The 18,306-nt window shown below is 71.5% G+C and carries 18 protein-coding genes; 8 read left to right on the top strand and 10 right to left on the bottom strand.

Annotated elements, in window-relative coordinates; all coding sequences use genetic code 11:
- Positions 1 to 77: 77 nt before the first annotated feature.
- The 5 genes from KPF47_RS27960 to KPF47_RS27940 all read right to left on the bottom strand — a co-directional run bounded on the left by KPF47_RS27960 (position 78) and on the right by KPF47_RS27940 (position 6,552).
- Positions 78 to 1,385, bottom strand: a complete 1,308-nt coding sequence (locus KPF47_RS27960) for a pitrilysin family protein (RefSeq protein WP_224391959.1) — start codon at positions 1,383 to 1,385, stop codon at positions 78 to 80.
- A 73-nt stretch (positions 1,386 to 1,458) separates the two neighbouring features.
- A complete protein-coding gene (locus KPF47_RS27955; RefSeq protein ID WP_224391796.1) occupies positions 1,459 to 3,744 on the bottom strand; it encodes a polyribonucleotide nucleotidyltransferase in 2,286 nt (761 codons plus the stop codon).
- 256 nt (positions 3,745 to 4,000) lie between these two features.
- Complete coding sequence (rpsO, locus tag KPF47_RS27950; protein WP_224391795.1) at positions 4,001 to 4,270, bottom strand: 30S ribosomal protein S15; 270 nt, start codon at positions 4,268 to 4,270, stop codon at positions 4,001 to 4,003.
- 324 nt (positions 4,271 to 4,594) lie between these two features.
- On the bottom strand, positions 4,595 to 5,134 hold the full coding sequence (locus KPF47_RS27945; protein WP_224391794.1) for a helix-turn-helix domain-containing protein: 540 nt from the start codon (positions 5,132 to 5,134) through the stop codon (positions 4,595 to 4,597).
- A gap of 194 nt (positions 5,135 to 5,328) precedes the next feature.
- Entirely contained in the window at positions 5,329 to 6,552 is a 1,224-nt protein-coding gene (locus tag KPF47_RS27940; RefSeq protein WP_374108788.1) for an IS701 family transposase, read from the bottom strand.
- A 105-nt stretch (positions 6,553 to 6,657) separates the two neighbouring features.
- On the opposite strand from KPF47_RS27940, the gene KPF47_RS27935 reads away from it, so the two are divergent.
- From KPF47_RS27935 to KPF47_RS27925, 3 genes are read left to right on the top strand one after another with little or no spacing between them, the layout of a single operon-like run.
- A complete protein-coding gene (locus KPF47_RS27935; protein WP_224391793.1) occupies positions 6,658 to 7,110 on the top strand; it encodes an IS5 family transposase in 453 nt (150 codons plus the stop codon).
- Complete coding sequence (locus KPF47_RS27930) at positions 7,061 to 7,309, top strand: hypothetical protein (RefSeq protein ID WP_224391970.1); 249 nt, start codon at positions 7,061 to 7,063, stop codon at positions 7,307 to 7,309. Before KPF47_RS27935 ends, KPF47_RS27930 begins: the two co-directional genes overlap by 50 nt.
- Positions 7,310 to 7,325: 16 nt before the next feature.
- Positions 7,326 to 8,171, top strand: coding sequence for an IS5 family transposase (locus KPF47_RS27925; protein WP_224386179.1), 846 nt, complete (start codon positions 7,326 to 7,328; stop codon positions 8,169 to 8,171).
- 31 nt (positions 8,172 to 8,202) lie between these two features.
- On the opposite strand, the gene KPF47_RS27920 is transcribed toward KPF47_RS27925, so the two are convergent.
- Entirely contained in the window at positions 8,203 to 8,802 is a 600-nt protein-coding gene (locus KPF47_RS27920; protein ID WP_224391792.1) for a plasmid pRiA4b ORF-3 family protein, read from the bottom strand.
- Positions 8,803 to 8,982: 180 nt separating this feature from the next.
- Between KPF47_RS27920 and KPF47_RS27915 the strand changes: the two genes are divergently transcribed.
- The 3 genes from KPF47_RS27915 to KPF47_RS27905 all read left to right on the top strand — a co-directional run bounded on the left by KPF47_RS27915 (position 8,983) and on the right by KPF47_RS27905 (position 11,538).
- The gene (locus tag KPF47_RS27915; RefSeq protein WP_224386276.1) at positions 8,983 to 9,825 is read left to right on the top strand and encodes an IS5 family transposase; all 843 of its coding nucleotides are present in this window, start codon (positions 8,983 to 8,985) and stop codon (positions 9,823 to 9,825) included.
- A complete protein-coding gene (locus KPF47_RS27910; protein WP_374108909.1) occupies positions 9,809 to 10,207 on the top strand; it encodes a transposase in 399 nt (132 codons plus the stop codon). The genes KPF47_RS27915 and KPF47_RS27910 overlap by 17 nt, the downstream gene beginning before the upstream one ends.
- 107 nt (positions 10,208 to 10,314) lie before the next feature.
- Positions 10,315 to 11,538: an IS701 family transposase gene (locus KPF47_RS27905; RefSeq protein ID WP_374108783.1), complete on the top strand. Its 1,224-nt coding sequence runs from the start codon at positions 10,315 to 10,317 to the stop codon at positions 11,536 to 11,538.
- A gap of 139 nt (positions 11,539 to 11,677) precedes the next feature.
- Here the strand turns inward: KPF47_RS27905 and KPF47_RS27900 are convergent, their stop codons facing one another.
- The 3 genes from KPF47_RS27900 to KPF47_RS27890 form a co-directional block, all read right to left on the bottom strand.
- Positions 11,678 to 12,640: a bifunctional riboflavin kinase/FAD synthetase gene (locus KPF47_RS27900; protein WP_224391791.1), complete on the bottom strand. Its 963-nt coding sequence runs from the start codon at positions 12,638 to 12,640 to the stop codon at positions 11,678 to 11,680.
- 65 nt (positions 12,641 to 12,705) lie between these two features.
- On the bottom strand, positions 12,706 to 13,599 hold the full coding sequence (gene truB / locus KPF47_RS27895) for a tRNA pseudouridine(55) synthase TruB (protein ID WP_224391790.1): 894 nt from the start codon (positions 13,597 to 13,599) through the stop codon (positions 12,706 to 12,708).
- Positions 13,600 to 13,644: 45 nt separating this feature from the next.
- A complete protein-coding gene (locus KPF47_RS27890) occupies positions 13,645 to 14,268 on the bottom strand; it encodes a response regulator transcription factor (RefSeq protein ID WP_308015512.1) in 624 nt (207 codons plus the stop codon).
- Positions 14,269 to 14,384: 116 nt separating this feature from the next.
- Between KPF47_RS27890 and KPF47_RS27885 the strand changes: the two genes are divergently transcribed.
- Positions 14,385 to 15,848 carry a cation:dicarboxylate symporter family transporter gene (locus KPF47_RS27885; RefSeq protein WP_224391789.1) on the top strand — a complete coding sequence of 488 codons (1,464 nt, stop codon included), beginning with the start codon at positions 14,385 to 14,387 and terminating at the stop codon, positions 15,846 to 15,848.
- 172 nt (positions 15,849 to 16,020) lie between these two features.
- Positions 16,021 to 17,736 (top strand): ATP-binding protein, encoded by a 1,716-nt coding sequence (locus tag KPF47_RS27880; protein ID WP_224391788.1) that lies wholly within the window; start codon positions 16,021 to 16,023, stop codon positions 17,734 to 17,736.
- Positions 17,737 to 17,817: 81 nt separating this feature from the next.
- On the opposite strand, the gene KPF47_RS27875 is transcribed toward KPF47_RS27880, so the two are convergent.
- Complete coding sequence (locus KPF47_RS27875) at positions 17,818 to 18,252, bottom strand: hypothetical protein (RefSeq protein WP_224391787.1); 435 nt, start codon at positions 18,250 to 18,252, stop codon at positions 17,818 to 17,820.
- Positions 18,253 to 18,306: the final 54 nt, after the last annotated feature.

Below are 18,306 nucleotides of genomic sequence, written 5' to 3'. Positions count from 1 at the left end.
CTCGTACGAAAGGTTCGTACGAGGGGCCCGTTCGTGCGCAGAGAGGCGGCCGGGAGGGCCACGGAGGACGTGCGGGGTCAGGCCAGGTCGCGCAGGGCGGCGGGGAGGTCGTCGGTGTCCCCGTAGGGACCCACGACGGCGGCCGTGAGCGGCTGGGCCAGCAGCTCCGCGGCCAGTGCCGCGACCTCGGCCGGGGTGACGGCGTCGATGCGGGCCAGGCTGTCGGCGAGCGAGCGCTGCCGACCGTGGTCCAGCTCGGCGCGACCGAGGCGGTTCATCCGCGACGCGGTGTCCTCACAGCCGAGCACCAGTCCCCCGCGCAGGGCGCCCTGCGCGCGCACGACCTCGGCCTCGGTCAGCCCGTCGGCCGCGACCTCGCCGAGCACGTCGCGCACCACCGCGACGACCTCACCGAGCCGCTCGGGGGCGCACCCGGCGTACACCGACATGGCGCCGGCGTCGGCGTAGCGGACGGTCGAGGAGTAGACCTGGTAGGCCAGCCCGCGCTGCTCGCGGACCTGCTGGAACAGCCTTGAGGACAGGCCCCCGCCCAGGGCGGAGTTGAGGACGGCGAGCACCGGCAGGCCACGGCCGGCGCGGCCCGCGGTGGGGACGCCGAGCATCACGTGCGCCTGCTCGGACTCGTCGTCGAGCAGGCCGAGCGCACCGGTCCGCACGGGACGGGCGCCGGTGGCGGTGCGCGGCGGCACCGGACGGGCACCGCGATGGCCCTGCGCCGCGCGGTCCAGCGCGGCGGCCACCAGGTCGGAGACCCGGTCGTGCTCGAGGTTCCCCGCCGCGGCGACCACCATCCGTGGCGCCGTGTACTCCCCGCGCCAGAACGCGTGCAGGGTGTCGCGGCTCATCGCCCGGATCGACTCCTCGGAGCCGATCACCGGGCGCCCGAGGGGATGGTCCCCGAACAGGGTCTCGTCGAACAGGTCGCCGAGCAGGTCCGCCGGGTCGTCGTCGCGCATCGAGATCTCCTCGAGCACGACGCCCCGTTCCAGCTCGACGTCGGTGTGCGCCAGCTCGGCGTCGGTCACGACGTCGGCGAGCACGTCCACCGCGAGCGCCACGTCGGTGTCGAGGACGTGGGCGTAGTAGCAGGTGTGCTCCTTGGCGGTGAACGCGTTCAGCTCACCGCCGACGGCGTCCATCTCCTCGGCGATACCCGCGGCGGTGCGCCGGCGGGTGCCCTTGAAGAGCAGGTGTTCCAGGAAGTGCGCGGAGCCGGCCTGCTCGGGGGTCTCGTCGACCGAGCCGATCCCGATCCAGATCCCGAGCGCCACCGAGCGGACGCCGGGCACCGCCTCGGTGACCAGCCGCACCCCGCCGGGCAGGTCGCTGCGGCGGACGGTGTCACCGGGGTCACCGGCGGACAGCGGGGACACGCGGGCGGCGGCCCGGGACGAGTCCCGGGCCGCCGCAGCGTGGTCGTTCTCCGATGCCAACGGATCAGCTCGGGTTGGCGGCCTCGGCCGGGGCCTCGGCGTCGACGGCACCCTCGACGGCCGGGGCGTCGGTGACGTCCGCCGAGGCGGACTCCTCCACGACCGGGATCAGCGAGATCTTGCCGCGGTTGTCGATGTCGGTGACCTCGACGCGCAGCTTGTCGCCGACCTTGACGACGTCCTCGACCTTGCTGATCCGCTTCCCGTTGCCGAGCTTCGAGATGTGGACCAGGCCGTCCTTGCCGGGGACCAGCGAGACGAAGGCACCGAACGCGGCGGCCTTGACCACCGTGCCCAGGAACCGCTCGCCGACCTTCGGCAGCTGCGGGTTGGCGATCGCGTTGATCATGCCGATCGCCTCCTCCGCGGAGGGGCCGTCGTTCGCACCGACGTAGATGGTGCCGTCGTCCTCGATCGAGATGTCGGCGCCGGTCTTCTCGGTGATCGAGTTGATCATCTTGCCCTTCGGCCCGATGACCTCGCCGATCTTGTCGACCGGGACCTTCACCGCGGTCACCCGCGGCGCGTACCGGCTCATCTCGTCCGGGCCGTCGATGGCCTCGCCGATCACCTCGAGGATGGTCAGGCGGGCGTCCTTGGCCTGGTTCAGCGCGGCGGCGAGCACCTCGGACGGGATGCCGTCCAGCTTGGTGTCCAGCTGCAGCGCCGTGACGAACTCCTTGGTGCCGGCGACCTTGAAGTCCATGTCGCCGAACGCGTCCTCGGCGCCCAGGATGTCGGTCAGCGCGACGTAGCGCGTCTGGCCGTCGACCTCGTCGGACACCAGGCCCATCGCGATGCCCGCGACCGGCGCCTTGAGCGGCACACCGGCGTTGAGCAGCGACATCGTGGACGCGCAGACCGAGCCCATCGAGGTCGAGCCGTTCGAGCCGAGGGCCTCGGAGACCTGCCGGATCGCGTACGGGAACTCGTCGCGGGACGGCAGGACCGGGATCAGGGCCCGCTCGGCGAGCGCGCCGTGGCCGATCTCGCGGCGCTTGGGCGAGCCGACGCGGCCGGTCTCACCGGTCGAGTACGGCGGGAAGTTGTAGTGGTGCAGGTAGCGCTTGCGCGTCTCCGGCCCCAGCTGGTCGATCTGCTGCTCCATGCGCAGCATGTTCAGCGTGGTGACACCCATGATCTGGGTCTCGCCGCGCTCGAACAGCGCCGAGCCGTGCGCCCGCGGGACGACCTCGACCTCGGCCGACAGCGGCCGGATGTCGGTCAGGCCGCGGCCGTCGATCCGGACCTGGTCGGTCAGGATGCGGCGGCGGACCAGCTTCTTGTTCAGCGAGCGGAACGCGTTGCCGAGCTCGGACTCGCGACCGACGAAGCGCTCGCCGAGCTTGTCCAGCACCGACGCCTTGATCTCGTCGGTCCGGGTCTCGCGCTCCTGCTTGCCGGCGATGGTCAGCGCCTGCGCGAGCTCCTGCTCGACGGCCTCGGAGACGGCCTCGAAGGCGTCCGGCTGGTAGGCCGGGAACACCGGGTAGTCGGCGGTCGGCTTGGCCGCGACGTCGGCCAGCTGCTGCTGGGCGACGCACAGGCTGCGGATGAACGGCTTGGCCGCCTCCAGCCCGTCCGCGACGACACCCTCGGTCGGGGCGCTGGCGCCACCGGCGACGAGGTCGATGGTGTTCTCGGTGGCCTCGGCCTCGACCATCATGATCGCGACGTCGTCACCGACGATGCGGCCCGCGACGACCATGTCGAACGCGGCGCGCTCGAGCTGGTCGTGGGTCGGGAAGGCGACCCACTGGGTGTCGGTGCCCGCCTCGTTCGCGATGAGCGCGACGCGGACGCCGCCGACCGGGCCGGAGAACGGCAGGCCGGCGAGCTGGGTGGACGCCGACGCGGCGTTGATCGCCACGACGTCGTAGGGGTCCTTCGGGTCGAGCGACATGACCGTCACGACGACCTGGATCTCGTTGCGCAGGCCGTCCACGAAGGACGGGCGCAGCGGACGGTCGATGAGGCGGCAGGTCAGGATCGCGTCGGTGCCCGGACGGCCCTCGCGGCGGAAGAACGAGCCGGGGATCCGACCCGCGGCGTACATCCGCTCCTCGACGTCCACCGTCAGCGGGAAGAAGTCGAACTGGTCCTTCGGCCGCTTCGACGCGGTCGTGGCGGACAGCAGCATGGTCTCGTCGTCGAGGTACGCGACGACGGACCCGGCGGCCTGGCGGGCGAGCCGTCCGGTCTCGAACCGGACGGTGCGGGTGCCGTAGGTGTCGTTGTCGATGACGGCGGTGCTCTCGTGCACGCCGTCCTCGGAGATGACGTCAGTCATACGGGGGTGTTCTCCTCGTCGTTGGGAGTGGTCTTCGTCTACCCCACCACCGCGGCGCCGGCTCGATCCCCTGCTGGGCCGGTCTTCGATCGAAGCCCCCGGCCGCGCGTCGCGCTCCGGGGGCCACTACCGAGGACCGGCAGATCTCCGGTCACCCCGATTGGCGGGCTCTGTTCAGTTGTGTCGCTCGGTACGGTCGTTCCGTACTACGGAACGACCCGGCACCGGGATCCGGTGCCGGGTCGCCCCGGGCGGGTCAGCGGCGCAGACCCAGCTTCTCGATCAGCGCGCGGTAGCGAGCGACGTCGACCTCGCGCAGGTACTTGAGCAGCCGGCGACGACGACCGACCAGCAGCAGCAGGCCGCGCCGGCTGTGGTGGTCGTGCTTGTGCTGCTTCAGGTGCTCGGTCAGCCCGACGATGCGCTGGGTCAGCAGCGCGACCTGGGCCTCGGGGGACCCGGTGTCGGTGGCGTGGGTGCCGTACTTCTCGAGCGTGCTCTTCTTATCGGCGGTGGTCAGTGCCATTGCTCAACTCCTTCATCCTTGAGACGGTCCGTGGGGCCGTGCCGATCCCTACGAAGCCGGACGAACCGGGGGGACGGCAGGAAGTCGGTCTCGGCCGCCACGGACTGCAGCCGGACCCGGTGTGAAACGGTACCAGCGACCGGTACGGCGGCCGCCGCCGACCCGCGCCACCCGGCCCGGGGCCGGTGGCCCTGGCGCACATCGGGACCCGGGGCCCCGGTGTGGCGGCTCCCGGCCGTGCACCGGCACCGGCGGCGGGGGCGGTGTCGTGGCCGGCCGCGTCCGCACCCGCCGGGGCGGGTCCCGGCCGGGCCGGCCCCGGCCTCAACGGCGCCCGGCGGCGGCCCGGCGCAGCACCTCGGCGATCTCCGGGAACGACGGCGACAGCTCGGCCGCCGCGGCGACGAGCCGGGCCGGGGCGCTCACCCCGCGCAGCGCGTCCTCCGCGGTCGGCTCGACCGGGGCCCGCCGCGGCCGCGGCACCGGCGGCCCCGGGGCGGGGCCCTGCTCGGCGCAGCGACACCCGCCGGTCGGTCCGCACGGCGACGGGTCCTGCCGGACCCGGGCCAGCAGGGCGTCGCGGTCGGCGTCGGGCAGCGGGCCGCGCGCCAGCCGACGGTCCAGCGCGGTCATCCGGCCCAGCACCGCCGGGTCACCGATCTTGACCCGGCGCCCGCCCGCCAGCTGGGACAGCATCGCGGGGCTCAGCCCGATCGCGGCGGCGAGGCGGGCCTGGGTGATGCCCAGACCGGTCGTGAGCCGGCGGATGCGCTCGTCGAGGGGCTCGCCGTAGATCGCGCTCTGACGCTCGCGGTTGCGCGCGATCTCCTGCGCCACCGGGTCCGCGGTGCGGGGGTCGTCCATACCGGCCACCCTGGGCGACCACGGGACGTCCGCGTGGCCGTTCGGCCCCGGCAGGGGGTTTTCACCTAGTACTCCAGCCGCACTTCGTTAGCTGAGCTGTCTTCGTCGTCGATAGTGGCTTTCGCGGGCTCGGTGTTGGTGGCGACGTCGCCAGGTCGACCAGGCCCAGCACGGCGCCTGGGTGGGAATGTGGATCAGAGGTGCCAGGAGACGTCGGATCTCGGCGAGGGTGAGCGGGATGAGCCCGTGATCAGGTCTTTTGGGGCGATCGCCGCGGTGACCGAGAGGTAGGCGTGGGCGAGAATAGCCAGGGTGACGTGGCGGTACCAGGCGTCGTAACGCCGCACTTGATAGTGGTCGAGCCCGACCTCGTTCTTCGCGGTCTGGAAGCACTCCTCGATCGCCCACCGCGGGCCGGCGACGCGGATGAGATCGTCGTCGGTGGTGCCGGGCGGGCCGGCGCACAGGTAGTAGGCCAGATCGGGCTCCTCGCCGGCGGAGAGCTGTGTGTCGGTGAGGATCTGACGTCGGACCAGTAGCCATCGGCCCCATCCGGCCGGGGCGTTCTCGGGCGGATACAGCGAGGCCACGGCCCAGTCGTAGAAGCGTTCTCCCTTCACACCCGGACCGGCTGAGCGGCGCTTCCACGCCCGTCCGGGAGCGCGGGCGACCAGGTCGTCGGCCCGTCGTGAGCCGCTGATCTGACAGATGTCGGCGTCCAGGGACAACGGGACGGACTGGCTGCGCGGAACCGCGACGACGTAGCCGATCCGGCGCTGCTCGCACCAGGTGCGGAACTTGTAGTCCTGCCCGTATGCCTCGTCCGCGGTCACCCATCCTGCGGGAACCCCGGCATCGAGGGCACGGCCGAGCATTTCCTTGGCCAGCGTGGCCTTGGTGGCGAACTCGATCTCCTCAGGCACCGCCGCGGCTCGGCAGCGTTCCCGATCACCGGTCCAGGACTTGGGCAGGTAGAGCTCGCGGTCGATCAACGTCCGGCCCTTGCTCGTGGCATAGGCACAGAAGACTCCGAGCTGGCAGTTCTCCACCCGCCCGGCAGTGCCCGAGTACTGGCGCTGCACCCCCGCCGACTTCGTCCCCTTCTTCAGGAACCCGGTCTCATCGACGATCAGCACCCCACCGGACTCGCCGAGGTGCTCGACGACGTAATCCCGCAGGTCATCACGGACACCGTCGACATCCCAGGTCGCGGAGTTGAGCAGCCGCTGCATCCCATCCGGAGTCGTGTCACCGGCGACCTCGGCCAGCGTCCACCCGTTCTTCCCCGCCAACGGCGCCAACAACCCCCGCACATACGCCCGCGCCCGACGCCGCGGTTCCGTCCGGAAGAACCGGCCCGCCACCAGCCCGAACAGCCCATCCAGGCCACCGGCCCACGCCTCGAGATCCTCCTCCACCTGCACAAGATCGAAGCTTAGCGCACATCAACATCACAAACTGCGGCTGGAGCACTAGGGCGCGTCTCCTAACCCGGCTGGTCGGGCCTGCGCGATGATCAGTAGGTGTCGCGCCGTGCCGTCCTGACCGATGCCCAGTGGGACCGACTCGAGCCGTTACTGCCCTCGTCGGACGGGATGCCAGGGCGCCCGTTCGCCGATCACCGCAGAGTGATCGAGGGGATCATCTACCGGTTCCGCTGCGGGCTGGCCTGGCGTGATGTCCCGGTCGAGTTCGGGCCGTGGCAGACCCTATGGAAACGCCACCGCCGCTACTGCGGTGACGGCACCTGGGACCACGTTCTCGCAGCTCTGCTCGCCGATGCCGACTCCGCCGGTCTCGTGGACTGGGCCGTGTCGGTCGACTCGACGATCATCCGCGCTCACCAACACGCCGCGACCCTGCAGCGGGACACAGGGGGCCGGATCGAACTACAAGAATCTGCTGATCGAGCCGCCCGATCACGCCTTGGGCCGCTCCCGCGGAGGGCTCGGCACGAAGATCCACCAGCTCGTTGACGGACACGGCCGCCCGCTGGTCGTACTGGTCGGCCCTGGACAGGCCGGTGACGCCCCGATGTTCGCGCACCTGATGTCACATCTGCGCGTCGGACGGGTCGGTCCGGGCCGACCGCGGACCCGACCCGAGCGGGTCCGCGCAGATAAGAGGTCGTTTCAGAAGTCGGCGTGTCGGTCCTGTGTGGATCGGCGCTGGTAGCTGATCATGTCCGGTCGTGGCGCGGCGATCTTGTGTCGAGCGATTGGTGAGCGACGAGCTGTGGGCGCTGGTGGAGCCGCTGCTGCCCAAGCCGCGCAAGCACAAGCGGGGACGGACAGGCCGTCCGCGGGTGCCGGATCGGGCCGCTCTGGCCGGGATCGTGTTCGTGCTCAAGACCGGGATCAGCTGGAACGCGCTGCCCGCCGAGCTCGGCTGTGGGTCCGGAGTGACCTGCTGGCGGCGGCTACGGCAGTGGCAGCAGGCCGGGGTCTGGGCCCAGCTGCACCGGGTGATGCTCGACCGCCTCGCCCAGCAGGGCCTGCTGGACTGGTCGCGGGCGGCGGTGGACAGCGTGAGCGTGCGGGCCAAGCGCCGCGGCGAGGCCACCGGGCCCTCGCCGACCGATCGCGGGAAGGCGGGCAGCAAGTACCACGTGCTCTGCGACCGAGGCGGGCTCCCGCTGCATGCGCTGGTCACCGGGGCGAACACCCACGACAGTCGGATGCTCGCCCCGCTGCTGGACACCAACCCCGGCGTCCGCGAACGGGCGGGACAGCCGGGGCGTCCGCGACGTCGGCCGGACAAGGTGCACGCCGACAAGGGCTACGACTATCCCCGCTGCCGCCGCTACCTGAGTGGGCGTGGGATCGGGGTGCGGATCGCCCGGCGCGGGATCGAGGACTCCACCCGGCTCGGGCGGGTCCGCTGGGTCGTCGAGCGCACCATGTCCTGGCTGCTGGACTTCCGCCGCCTCGCGCTGCGCTACGACCGCGCCGAATCCACGATCACCGCGCTGTTATCGCTGGCCTGCGCCCTGATCTGCCACCGCCGCCTCACCAAGCCGAAGCCGAAGCCGAAGTGATGGTCGACCCAGCCCTCGCTGAGGCACTCGCCTACGAGGTCGGGGCCAGCGGCCGCCAGGCCAGCCACTCCAAGGCCCGGTCGGCCTCGTCAGGGTCGAAGCGGTGCGGGTCGAACGGCCCGCCCGCCCACTCCAGGCGCTCGGCGCGGTCGGGATGGTCAGGGTCGGCGAGCACGGCCTGGAAGTCCTCATACCCCCCGATCCCGCCGACGTCCTCGGGCGGGCACGCCCCCTGCCCGGCGACGCATCGCGGATAGCACACTCCCGGCTCGACGGCCGCGACCGCCTCGACGGTGATCTCGTGGGCCCAGTTGTCACCGAAGTCGTAGACGTAGACGTAACCGAACCGGTCACCAGCCTTGACCAGCCGAAACAGCTTCTCTTTCGTCTCGTCGGCGACATCCTGTCCGGGCCAGTCCGGGTCTGGGATCCCGTAGCGGCGCCCGACGATCTCGAACTCGTGCAGATGAGAGTTCGTCCAGCCCATCACTGACTGCACCACCTCGTGTAACACCGCCAAGTCGACCTCGCCCGGCACCTGCACCCGACGCCGGACCGCCGGCACCACCTCGGTCAGGACGATCTCCAACTCGAAAATCTTCGTCTTCTCAGACACACGAGGCGCGACCATCAGCCGATGCTGCCAGCCCCGCCGTCACCGGCAGAACCGGGCCCACCACTTCTGAAACGACGTCTAAGAGGTCGCGCGGATTGGTCACAGCTTGGCCGCGGTCGAGTGTCTGGGGGCGAGGGCGGGTACGGGCCTGCCGATCATGAAGTTATCTACGCTTCGTGATCGTCTGGAGGCCGCGTGCCCACCCTGCCATCATGGCTGACCGAGCCGTTGTGGGACCAGTTCACCGCGCTGCTGCCTCATCGAGACGAGTTCGATCCCACCCATCCGCTGGGCTGCCATCGCCGCCGGATCGCGGATCGGATCGTGTTCGACAAGCTCCTGCAGGTACTGCGGTTCGGCTGCTCGTATGAGGGCATCGCTGACAGCACCTGCTCGGCGACCACCATCCGCGATCGTCGTGACGAGTGGATCAGGCTCGGGGTCTTCGCCCAGCTGCGTCGGATCGTCCTGGACGCCTACGACCGCATCGTCGGTCTGCTGCTGCACGACATCGCCGTCGATGGCGCCATCACCAAGGCCCCCGGCGGCGGCGAGGTCGCCGGTCCGTCGCCGGTGGACCGGCGCAAACAGGGTATGAAACGTTCGGTGCTCGTCGAGGGATACGGCATCCCGCTGGGCCGAGTCCTGGCCGGAGCCAACCGGCACGACTCCCCGCTACTGGGCCCCACCCTCGACCGCCTCGATGCTCTCGGCCCGCTGCCCGACGACATCACCGTGCACCTCGACGCCGGCTATGACTCCGGCAAGACCCGCGACACGCTGGCCGAACGAGGCCTGCACGGCGAGATCGCGCACAAGGGTGAGAAAGCGCCGATCCAGGCCACCCGCCGCTGGCACGTCGAGCGGACCAACGCTTGGCACAACAGCTTCAACCGGCTGCAGCGCTGCTACGAACGACGAGAAATCGTCGTCGACGCGTTCTTCGACCTCGCCGACACGATCGTCACACTCCGTAGCTTGATTCGGCAGGCCTGGACCACACACCGCTGGAACGCCCGACCTGCACGACGTCCATGATCACCAACCAATCCGCGCGACCTCTAAGGCCTACTCCTCACGCGCCATCCGCGCCCACCTGCGCAGACGACGGATCGTCGCGGTCATCCCGGAGCCGGCTGACCAGCAGGGACACCGGAAACGACGCGGCACACGCGGCGGCCGACCACCGGCGTTCGACCGGGTCGACTACCGCGGCCGCAACGTCGTCGAACGCGGGTTCTGCGAGGTCAAGCAGTGGCGCGGCCTCGCGACCCGCTACGACAAACTCGCCCTGACCTACCGCGGCGGAGTTGCACTGAAGGCCATCGTCACCTGGTTGCGCACTTTAGAGGTCGTTTCAGAACGACTTGTCGAGTTTCCATTGACCCCTCGACGACAGATCAAACGGCAGGTCAGATAGCCGCTTGTCGTCTACAACAGACACGTCGACCTCGTTCTGAAATGACCTCTTAGTACTCCAGCCGCAGTTTGTGATGTTGATGTGCGCTAAGCTTCGATCTTGTGCAGGTGGAGGAGGATCTCGAGGCGTGGGCCGGTGGCCTGGATGGGCTGTTCGGGCTGGTGGCGGGCCGGTTCTTCCGGACGGAACCGCGGCGTCGGGCGCGGGCGTATGTGCGGGGGTTGTTGGCGCCGTTGGCGGGGAAGAACGGGTGGACGCTGGCCGAGGTCGCCGGTGACACGACTCCGGATGGGATGCAGCGGCTGCTCAACTCCGCGACCTGGGATGTCGACGGTGTCCGTGATGACCTGCGGGATTACGTCGTCGAGCACCTCGGCGAGTCCGGTGGGGTGCTGATCGTCGATGAGACCGGGTTCCTGAAGAAGGGGACGAAGTCGGCGGGGGTGCAGCGCCAGTACTCGGGCACTGCCGGGCGGGTGGAGAACTGCCAGCTCGGAGTCTTCTGTGCCTATGCCACGAGCAAGGGCCGGACGTTGATCGACCGCGAGCTCTACCTGCCCAAGTCCTGGACCGGTGATCGGGAACGCTGCCGAGCCGCGGCGGTGCCTGAGGAGATCGAGTTCGCCACCAAGGCCACGCTGGCCAAGGAAATGCTCGGCCGTGCCCTCGATGCCGGGGTTCCCGCAGGATGGGTGACCGCGGACGAGGCATACGGGCAGGACTACAAGTTCCGCACCTGGTGCGAGCAGCGCCGGATCGGCTACGTCGTCGCGGTTCCGCGCAGCCAGTCCGTCCCGTTGTCCCTGGACGCCGACATCTGTCAGATCAGCGGCTCACGACGGGCCGACGACCTGGTCGCCCGCGCTCCCGGACGGGCGTGGAAGCGCCGCTCAGCCGGTCCGGGTGTGAAGGGAGAACGCTTCTACGACTGGGCCGTGGCCTCGCTGTATCCGCCCGAGAACGCCCCGGCCGGATGGGGCCGATGGCTACTGGTCCGACGTCAGATCCTCACCGACACACAGCTCTCCGCCGGCGAGGAGCCCGATCTGGCCTACTACCTGTGCGCCGGCCCGCCCGGCACCACCGACGACGATCTCATCCGCGTCGCCGGCACGCGGTGGGCGATCGAGGAGTGCTTCCAGACCGCGAAGAACGAGGTCGGGCTCGACCACTATCAAGTGCGGCGTTACGACGCCTGGTACCGCCACGTCACCCTGGCTATTCTCGCCCACGCCTACCTCTCGGTCACCGCGGCGATCGCCCCAAAAGACCTGATCACGGGCTCATCCCGCTCACCCTCGCCGAGATCCGACGTCTCCTGGCACCTCTGATCCACATTCCCACCCAGGCGCCGTGCTGGGCCTGGTCGACCTGGCGACGTCGCCACCAACACCGAGCCCGCGAAAGCCACTATCGACGACGAAGACAGCTCAGCTAACGAAGTGCGGCTGGAGTATTAGGAGACACGCCCTAACCCGGCAGCCCGTCGGGCCCGGTCGCGTCACCGGCCTCGGTGAGGATCGCGCGGCACGTGTCCACGTCGCGCCCCATCTGCGCGACCAGGGCGTCGAGGCCGTCGTAGTGCTCCTGGCCCCGCAGCCGCTCGACGAACTCGACACCGACCTCGTGGCCGTAGAAGTTCTCGTCGACGTCGAGGACGTAGACCTCCACGGTGCGCACCCGCCCGGAGAACGTCGGGTTGGTGCCGACCGAGATCGCACCCATCAGGCGACGGTCGCCGATGCGGAACCAGCCCGCGTAGACACCGTCGGCGGGGATCGCGGTGTGCGGCGGGCTCGCGACGTTCGCCGTCGGGTAGCCCAGGTCACGACCGCGCTTGTGGCCGTGCACGATCACGCCGTCCACCCGGTGCCAGCGGCCCAGCGCGTGCGCGGCGTCGCGGACCGCGCCGGCGTCGATGCAGGACCGGATGTAGGTCGAGGAGAACGTCACGTCGTGGTCGGAGACCAGGTCGAGGGCCTCGCAGGCGAACCCGAAACGACGGCCCAGCTCGGCCAGCGTGCCGACGTCGCCCTCGGCCCGGTGGCCGAAGGTGAAGTTGCTGCCCACCACGACGACGGCCGCGTGCAGCCGGTCCACCAGCACCTCGTGGGCGAACCCGGCGGGCGCCATCCGGGACAGCGCCTCGGTGAACGGGATGACGCAGAAGACGTCCGCCCCCGCCTCGCCCACCAGCTCCGCGCGCCGGTCGAGCGTGGACAGCCGGGCCGGGTGGGTGCCGGGCCGGATCAGCTCCGCCGGGTGCGGGTCGAACGTCACGACGACGGCGGGCAGCCCACGTTCGTGGGCACGGTCGACCGCCCTGGCGATCAGCTGCCGGTGTCCCCGGTGCACCCCGTCGAACACGCCGACGGTGACGACGCACCGGCCCCAGCCGGGCGGAACCGCCTCCAGACCACGCCACCGCTGCACGGCCGCGAGCCTAGGCGAACCGGGTGGGATCCCGCGCAGCGGGCGACCACGGCAGGCCGGGGCCGTCAGCCCGCCGGGGCGAGCACGACGACCGGACGCGCGTCCCGGCCGCGGTCGGCCATCAGGGCCAGCGCGGCGCCGTCCGGGGCGAACACGCCGTAGGTGCCCTCGATCCCCGCCGCGGGCAGCGACCTGCCGAACCGCACGTCGGCGGCGGCGTCGTCGTCGAGGTCGACCCGCGGGAACGCCGTCGCGACGGCCGCGGCGAGGTCCAGCGACAGCCCGGGTTCCTCGGCGAGCTGCTCGACGGTGCGCGCGTGCTCCAGGACGAACGGCCCGACCCGGGTGCGCCGCAGCGCGGTCAGGTGACCGGCCGAGCCCAGCGCGGCGCCGAGGTCACGGGCCAGCGCACGGACGTAGGTGCCCGAGGAGCAGTCGACGGCGACGTCCAGGTCGCACCACGGGCCGTCACGGCGCACCGCGCGCAGCGCGAAGGCCGACACGGTGACCGGGCGGGCGGGGATCTCGACGGTCTCGCCGTCGCGGACCCGCTGGTAGGCGCGCTTGCCGTCGATCTTCACCGCGGACACCGCGCTGGGGACCTGCATGATCTCCCCGGTCAGCGCGGCCATCGCGGCCCGGAGGGCGGTCTCGTCGGCCTCGACCGGGACCGGCTCGCCGACCGGCGTGCCCTCGGCGTCGTCGGTGTCGGTGCCCTGGCCGAGGCGCACGGTGGCGGTGTAGGCCTTCGTGTCCAGCGAGAGGTGGCCGAGCAGCTTGGTCGCCCGCTCGATCCCGACGACCAGCACCCCGGTCGCCATCGGGTCCAGGGTGCCGGCGTGGCCGACCTTGCGGGTACCCATGATCCGGCGGAGCTTCCCGACGACGTCGTGGCTGGTCGGGCCGCGGTCCTTGTCGACGATCACGAGGCCGGGCGGCGGGGGCGGGGTCTTCGGCACGCGCGCGACGCTAACGGGCGAGCCGGTAGCCGACCCCACGGACCGTCACGACCACCTCGCGGAGCCCAGCTTCGCGCGCAGCGACGCCACGTGCGCCTCCAGGGTCCGCGCCGCGGAGGCGTCGGCGATCCCCCACACCTGCTCCAGCAGCTCGGTGCGTGGCAGCACCGCGCCCTCCCGGCGGGCCAGCGCGGCGAGCAGGTCGAACTCCTTGCGGGTCAGCGCGACCTCGGCGCCGCCCGCGGTCACCGCGCGCCGGTCCAGGTCGACGACGACGTCGCCGACGGCCACCGTCGCGGCCACCGCGGCGCCGGTCGCCCGCCGCAGGACGGCCTCGATCCGGGCCACCAGCTCCTCGGTGGAGACCGGCTTCACGAGGTAGTCGTCGGCGCCCGAGCGCAGCCCCTGCACCCGTGCCGCGACGTCGCCGCGGCCGGTGATGGCCAGGATCGGGACGCGGGACCGCTCCCGGATCTCGCGGCAGACGCCGATGCCGTCGCGGTCGGGCAGCCCCATGTCGAGCAGCACCACGTCCGGCTCCCGCTCGGCCACGGCGGCGATCGCGGCGGACCCGCTGGTCACGAGGTCGGTCGGGTAACCCTCGCGGACGAGGCTGCGACGCAGGGCGTCACCGAGGACCGCGTCGTCCTCGACCAGCAGCACCCGCACGCGCCCACCCTAGTCACGTTTCCTCAAAGGTTCCTCAAGCCCGGCACCCCCGCGGTTGCCCCGCGACACGCCCTGGCCCCATCGTTTCCGCACCGAACACGTCGAGGAGGACGGACATGGCCGAGGTCGCCAACGCAGACGGCTCGTCCGGGGCGGGGTCCACCACCCCCACCCGGCGCAGGAAGAGGGTCTACACCCAGCTCTGGTTCTGGGTCATCATCGGGATCGTCGGCGGGGCCCTCGTCGGGTGGCTCGCCCCCGACATCGGCAGGAGCACGAAGTGGCTCGCCGACGGCTTCATCCAGATGATCAAGGTCATCGTCGCTCCGGTCATCTTCTGCACGGTCGTCGTCGGCATCGCCTCGATCGGCAACCTGGCGCGGGCAGGTGGACTCGCGGTCCGCGCGCTCAGCTACTTCCTCGCCGCCACCGCCGTCGCCCTGACCATCGGGCTGCTCGCAGCGAACATCTTCGCGCCGGGCGCGGGCTTCACCGGGACTCCGTCGGCCGCCGACCTGGCCAGGGCGCAGGAGAACATCGACACCGGCTCGGCCTCCGGCCAGGAAGGCCTCGTGGGCTTCCTGCTCGACGACGTCCTCCCGACGAGCTTCTTCGGGCCGTTCGTCGACAACGAGATCCTGCGGGTCCTGGTTCTCGCCGTCCTGACGGCCTGCGCGGTGTCCGCGATGACCCCCGCACTGCGGGAGCGGGTGGTCGGCTCCATCGACACGATCGCCAAGGTCATCTTCGGCATCATCAAGCTGATCATGTGGGCGGCCCCGATCGCCGCCTTCGGCGGCATGGCGTACACGGTGGCCGCGTTCGGTGCGTCGTCGCTGACCAACCTGCTCCAGCTCATGGCCGTGTTCTGGGGAACCTGCCTGTTCTTCGTCGTCGTCGTCCTCGGCGGTGTGTCCGCGGTCGCCGGGTTCAACGTCTTCAAGGTGGTCCGGCTCGTCAAGGACGAGCTGCTGATCATCCTCGGGACCTCCTCCTCGGAGTCGGTTCTCCCCCGGCTGCTCACCAAGCTCGAGGCGGCGGGGGCCTCCAAGCAGACCGTCGGCATGGTGATCCCGACCGGCTACTCGTTCAACCTCGACGGCACCTGCATCTACCTGACCCTGGGCGCGCTGTTCATCGCCCAGGCAGGCGGGGAGACCCTCCCGATCGGACTGCAGATCGGCCTCGCGCTGCTCATGGTCCTGACCTCGAAGGGCGCTGCGGGAATCACCGGCGCCGGACTGGTCACCCTGTCCGCCTCGCTGCAGGCCTTCGGTGGCGAGTTCTTCACCGCCGAGGCGATCGCCATCGGCATCGCGGTGATCATCGGCATCGACCGTGTGATGTCCGAGGGACGCGCTCTCACCAACTGCATCGGCAACGTCGTGGCCACGCTGGCCATCGCCCGCTGGAACGGCGAGCTGGACCGCGAGCGGCTGGCGGCAGTGCTCGACGACCCGACGCTCGTCGACGCGGCCATGGAGGCCGAGCACGGTTCCGGCCTCGACGTCCCCGCTGCGGCGGACCGTACCGACGCCACCGACACGGGCAGCCGGCCGACGGTCGGCGCCGGATCCTGATCCCGGCGTCCCGCCCTCCTCGATGACCACGGCCCCGCCCGGCGGCTCCACCGCCGGCGGGGCCGTCGTCGCGCCGGGCCCGCGTGGTCGGCGCCCCGGGCGTCCGCCCCGGGTCCGGCCGGGCACTGCCGGCAGAGTTCCCGGCCCGCCCCCGCGGTGGCAGGCTGAGCCGGTGCGTCGGTCCTTCCGTTCCGCCCCACCGCTGCGCCGGTCGCGGCTGGTCCGGCAGCTGTTCCTGCTGCAGGTCGTCACCGTGCTGCTGACCGTCGGCAGGCTCGCAGCCCTCGGCGGATACGGCGCGAGCCGGCTGGAGCACGACGCCGCGGGCCGGCTCACCGCCGCCATCGCGCTGTCGCTCGCCTCGGAGCCCGAGGTCGTCGACGCCGTCCGCGACGGCGGCGGGGTCGCCACCCTCTCGGCCCGCCTGCAGCCCCTCGCCGAACGGGTCCGGCGGGCCACGAACACCGGCTTCATCGTCGTGATGTCCCCGCAGGGCATCCGCTACAGCCACTACAACCCGGACGAGATCGGCCTGCCCTACCAGGGCAACATCGTCCCGGCGTTGGCCGGGCGGACCTCCACCGAGGTCTACACCGGCACCCTGGGGCCCTCGGTCCGCACGGTCACCCCGGTCCTGGTCGACGGGCGGATCGCCGCGGTCGTCTCCGTCGGGGTGCTGCAGACCCGGATCAGCGACCTGGCGCTGCGTTCACTGCCGGGCATCGCGGTCGCCGCGGTGGTCGCGGTGCTCATCGGTTCGGGGCTGGCCGTGGTGCTGGCCCGGCGCCTGCGCCGCCAGACCCTGGGGCTGGAGCCCGAGGACATCACCGCCGCCTACACCCATCACGAGGCGGTGCTGCACGCCGTCGGCGAGGGGCTGCTGGTCGTCGACGGCGACGGACGCCTCGTCGTCGTCAACGCCGAGGCGCGGCGGCTGCTCGGGCTGCCCGTCCACTCCGTCGACGCCGGGGACCCCGCGCTGCCCGGACGCCCGGTCTCCGCGCTCGGCATCGACCCGGCGGTGGCCGCGGTGCTCGGCAGCGGGCTGCGGGAGGACCTCCACGACCGCCCGGCACTGGCGGGCGAGCGGGTGCTGCTGGTCAACAGCCGCCACGCCGGACCGGCCGCGGGCCCCGGGACCCGGGTCTTCACCCTGCGCGACCGCACCGAGCTCGCCGGGGTGCTGCGCGAGCGCGACGAGGCCCGTGACACCGTCGCTGCGCTGTCCGGGCAGGCCCACGAGTTCGGCAACCGGCTGCAGACCGTGCTGACCCTGATCGAGCTCGGTGACACCGCCGACGCCGCCGCGGCCGGAACCGCCGCCCTGGACCGCACCCGCGGCCCGGGGGCCCGCATCGTCGCCGAGGTCTACGACCCGGTGCTCGCCGCGCTGCTCGCCGACAAGGCGTGGCAGGCCTCGGAGCAGGACGTCACCCTCACCGTGACCGACGACTGCGATCCCGACGTGCTGCCCGGGCCACGCCTGCCGTTCGCCGCGGACGACCTCGTGTCGCTGGCCGGGAACCTCGTCGACAACGCGATCGAGGTGGTCGCCGGCCGCTCCGGCGAACGGTCCGTCGCGGTCGTACTGCGCACCACCGCGGACGGCAGCGAGCTGCTCCTCGAGGTCGCCGACAGCGGCCCGGGGGTTCCACCCGACACCGCCCGCGAGCTGTTCACCTTCGGGTTCAGCACCCGCGCGACCCCCGGCAGCCGTCCCCGCGGTATCGGGCTGGCGCTGGTCGACCGGATCTCCCGTCGGCTGGGCGGGTCGGTGACGGTCGGGACCCGCGGCGACGGGAGCGGCGCCCTGTTCACCGTGCGACTGCCGATCCCCGACACCGCCACGACGGACGCCCCGGTGGCACCGACGACGAACGGCCGGTAGTCCGACCGATCCGTGTCGACCGCGGCCGGACGCGGCCCGTGCACGGCACACGAGGCCCGGGCAGGGCGGTCGAGGAGCCACTCAGTCCGCATAGCGGTGAGGGCTGCTGCTGCAATCCCAGTGGGACCGGGCCGGGTCGACGGAATCCGCGATCGCGGGACGGCGTTCGCGCACCGTGCATCCGGCGGCGGTCATCCAGTCGCTCACCGACCATCCGCTGTACCGGTCCCTCATGAGCTGGATGGAGGCACGGCCTTCCGGGGTCAGGTTGTAGGCGTCCGAGTAGTCCATCCCGTCCTGGGTGAGGCACCCGAGCGAGATCACCAGCGAGACCCACCCCGCACCGCGCGCGGCCACCTCCTTGAACAACGAGACGGCGCTCGTGCCGGCTGCCATGAGCGTCCCGCACGCGCCCTGGATCTCACGGACGGCCGGGGGTGCGCTCGGGGACTCGGCAGCCGACGCCACCGGCCCCCCGAACACTCCCCCGACCAGTGCCAGCGCCAGCGCGATCACGACGAGAGTCCGCCGAGCGGTCCGTCGGAGGGTGCTGTTCGTCGGCTCTGTCGT

This window comes from Pseudonocardia sp. ICBG1293 (assembly GCF_020131355.1).
Taxonomy (GTDB): domain Bacteria; phylum Actinomycetota; class Actinomycetes; order Mycobacteriales; family Pseudonocardiaceae; genus Pseudonocardia.
This window is presented reverse-complemented; position numbering and strand designations above follow the sequence as displayed.

Coding starts and splice junctions, on each gene's coding strand:
- KPF47_RS27945 (WP_224391794.1), bottom strand. CDS start 5,134: ATGGACGACCCCCGCACCGCGGACCCGGTGGCGCAGGAGATCGCGCGC.
- rpsO (WP_224391795.1), bottom strand. CDS start 4,270: ATGGCACTGACCACCGCCGATAAGAAGAGCACGCTCGAGAAGTACGGC.
- KPF47_RS27885 (WP_224391789.1), top strand. CDS start 14,385: ATGGCCGAGGTCGCCAACGCAGACGGCTCGTCCGGGGCGGGGTCCACC.
- KPF47_RS27920 (WP_224391792.1), bottom strand. CDS start 8,802: ATGGTCGCGCCTCGTGTGTCTGAGAAGACGAAGATTTTCGAGTTGGAG.
- KPF47_RS27955 (WP_224391796.1), bottom strand. CDS start 3,744: ATGACTGACGTCATCTCCGAGGACGGCGTGCACGAGAGCACCGCCGTC.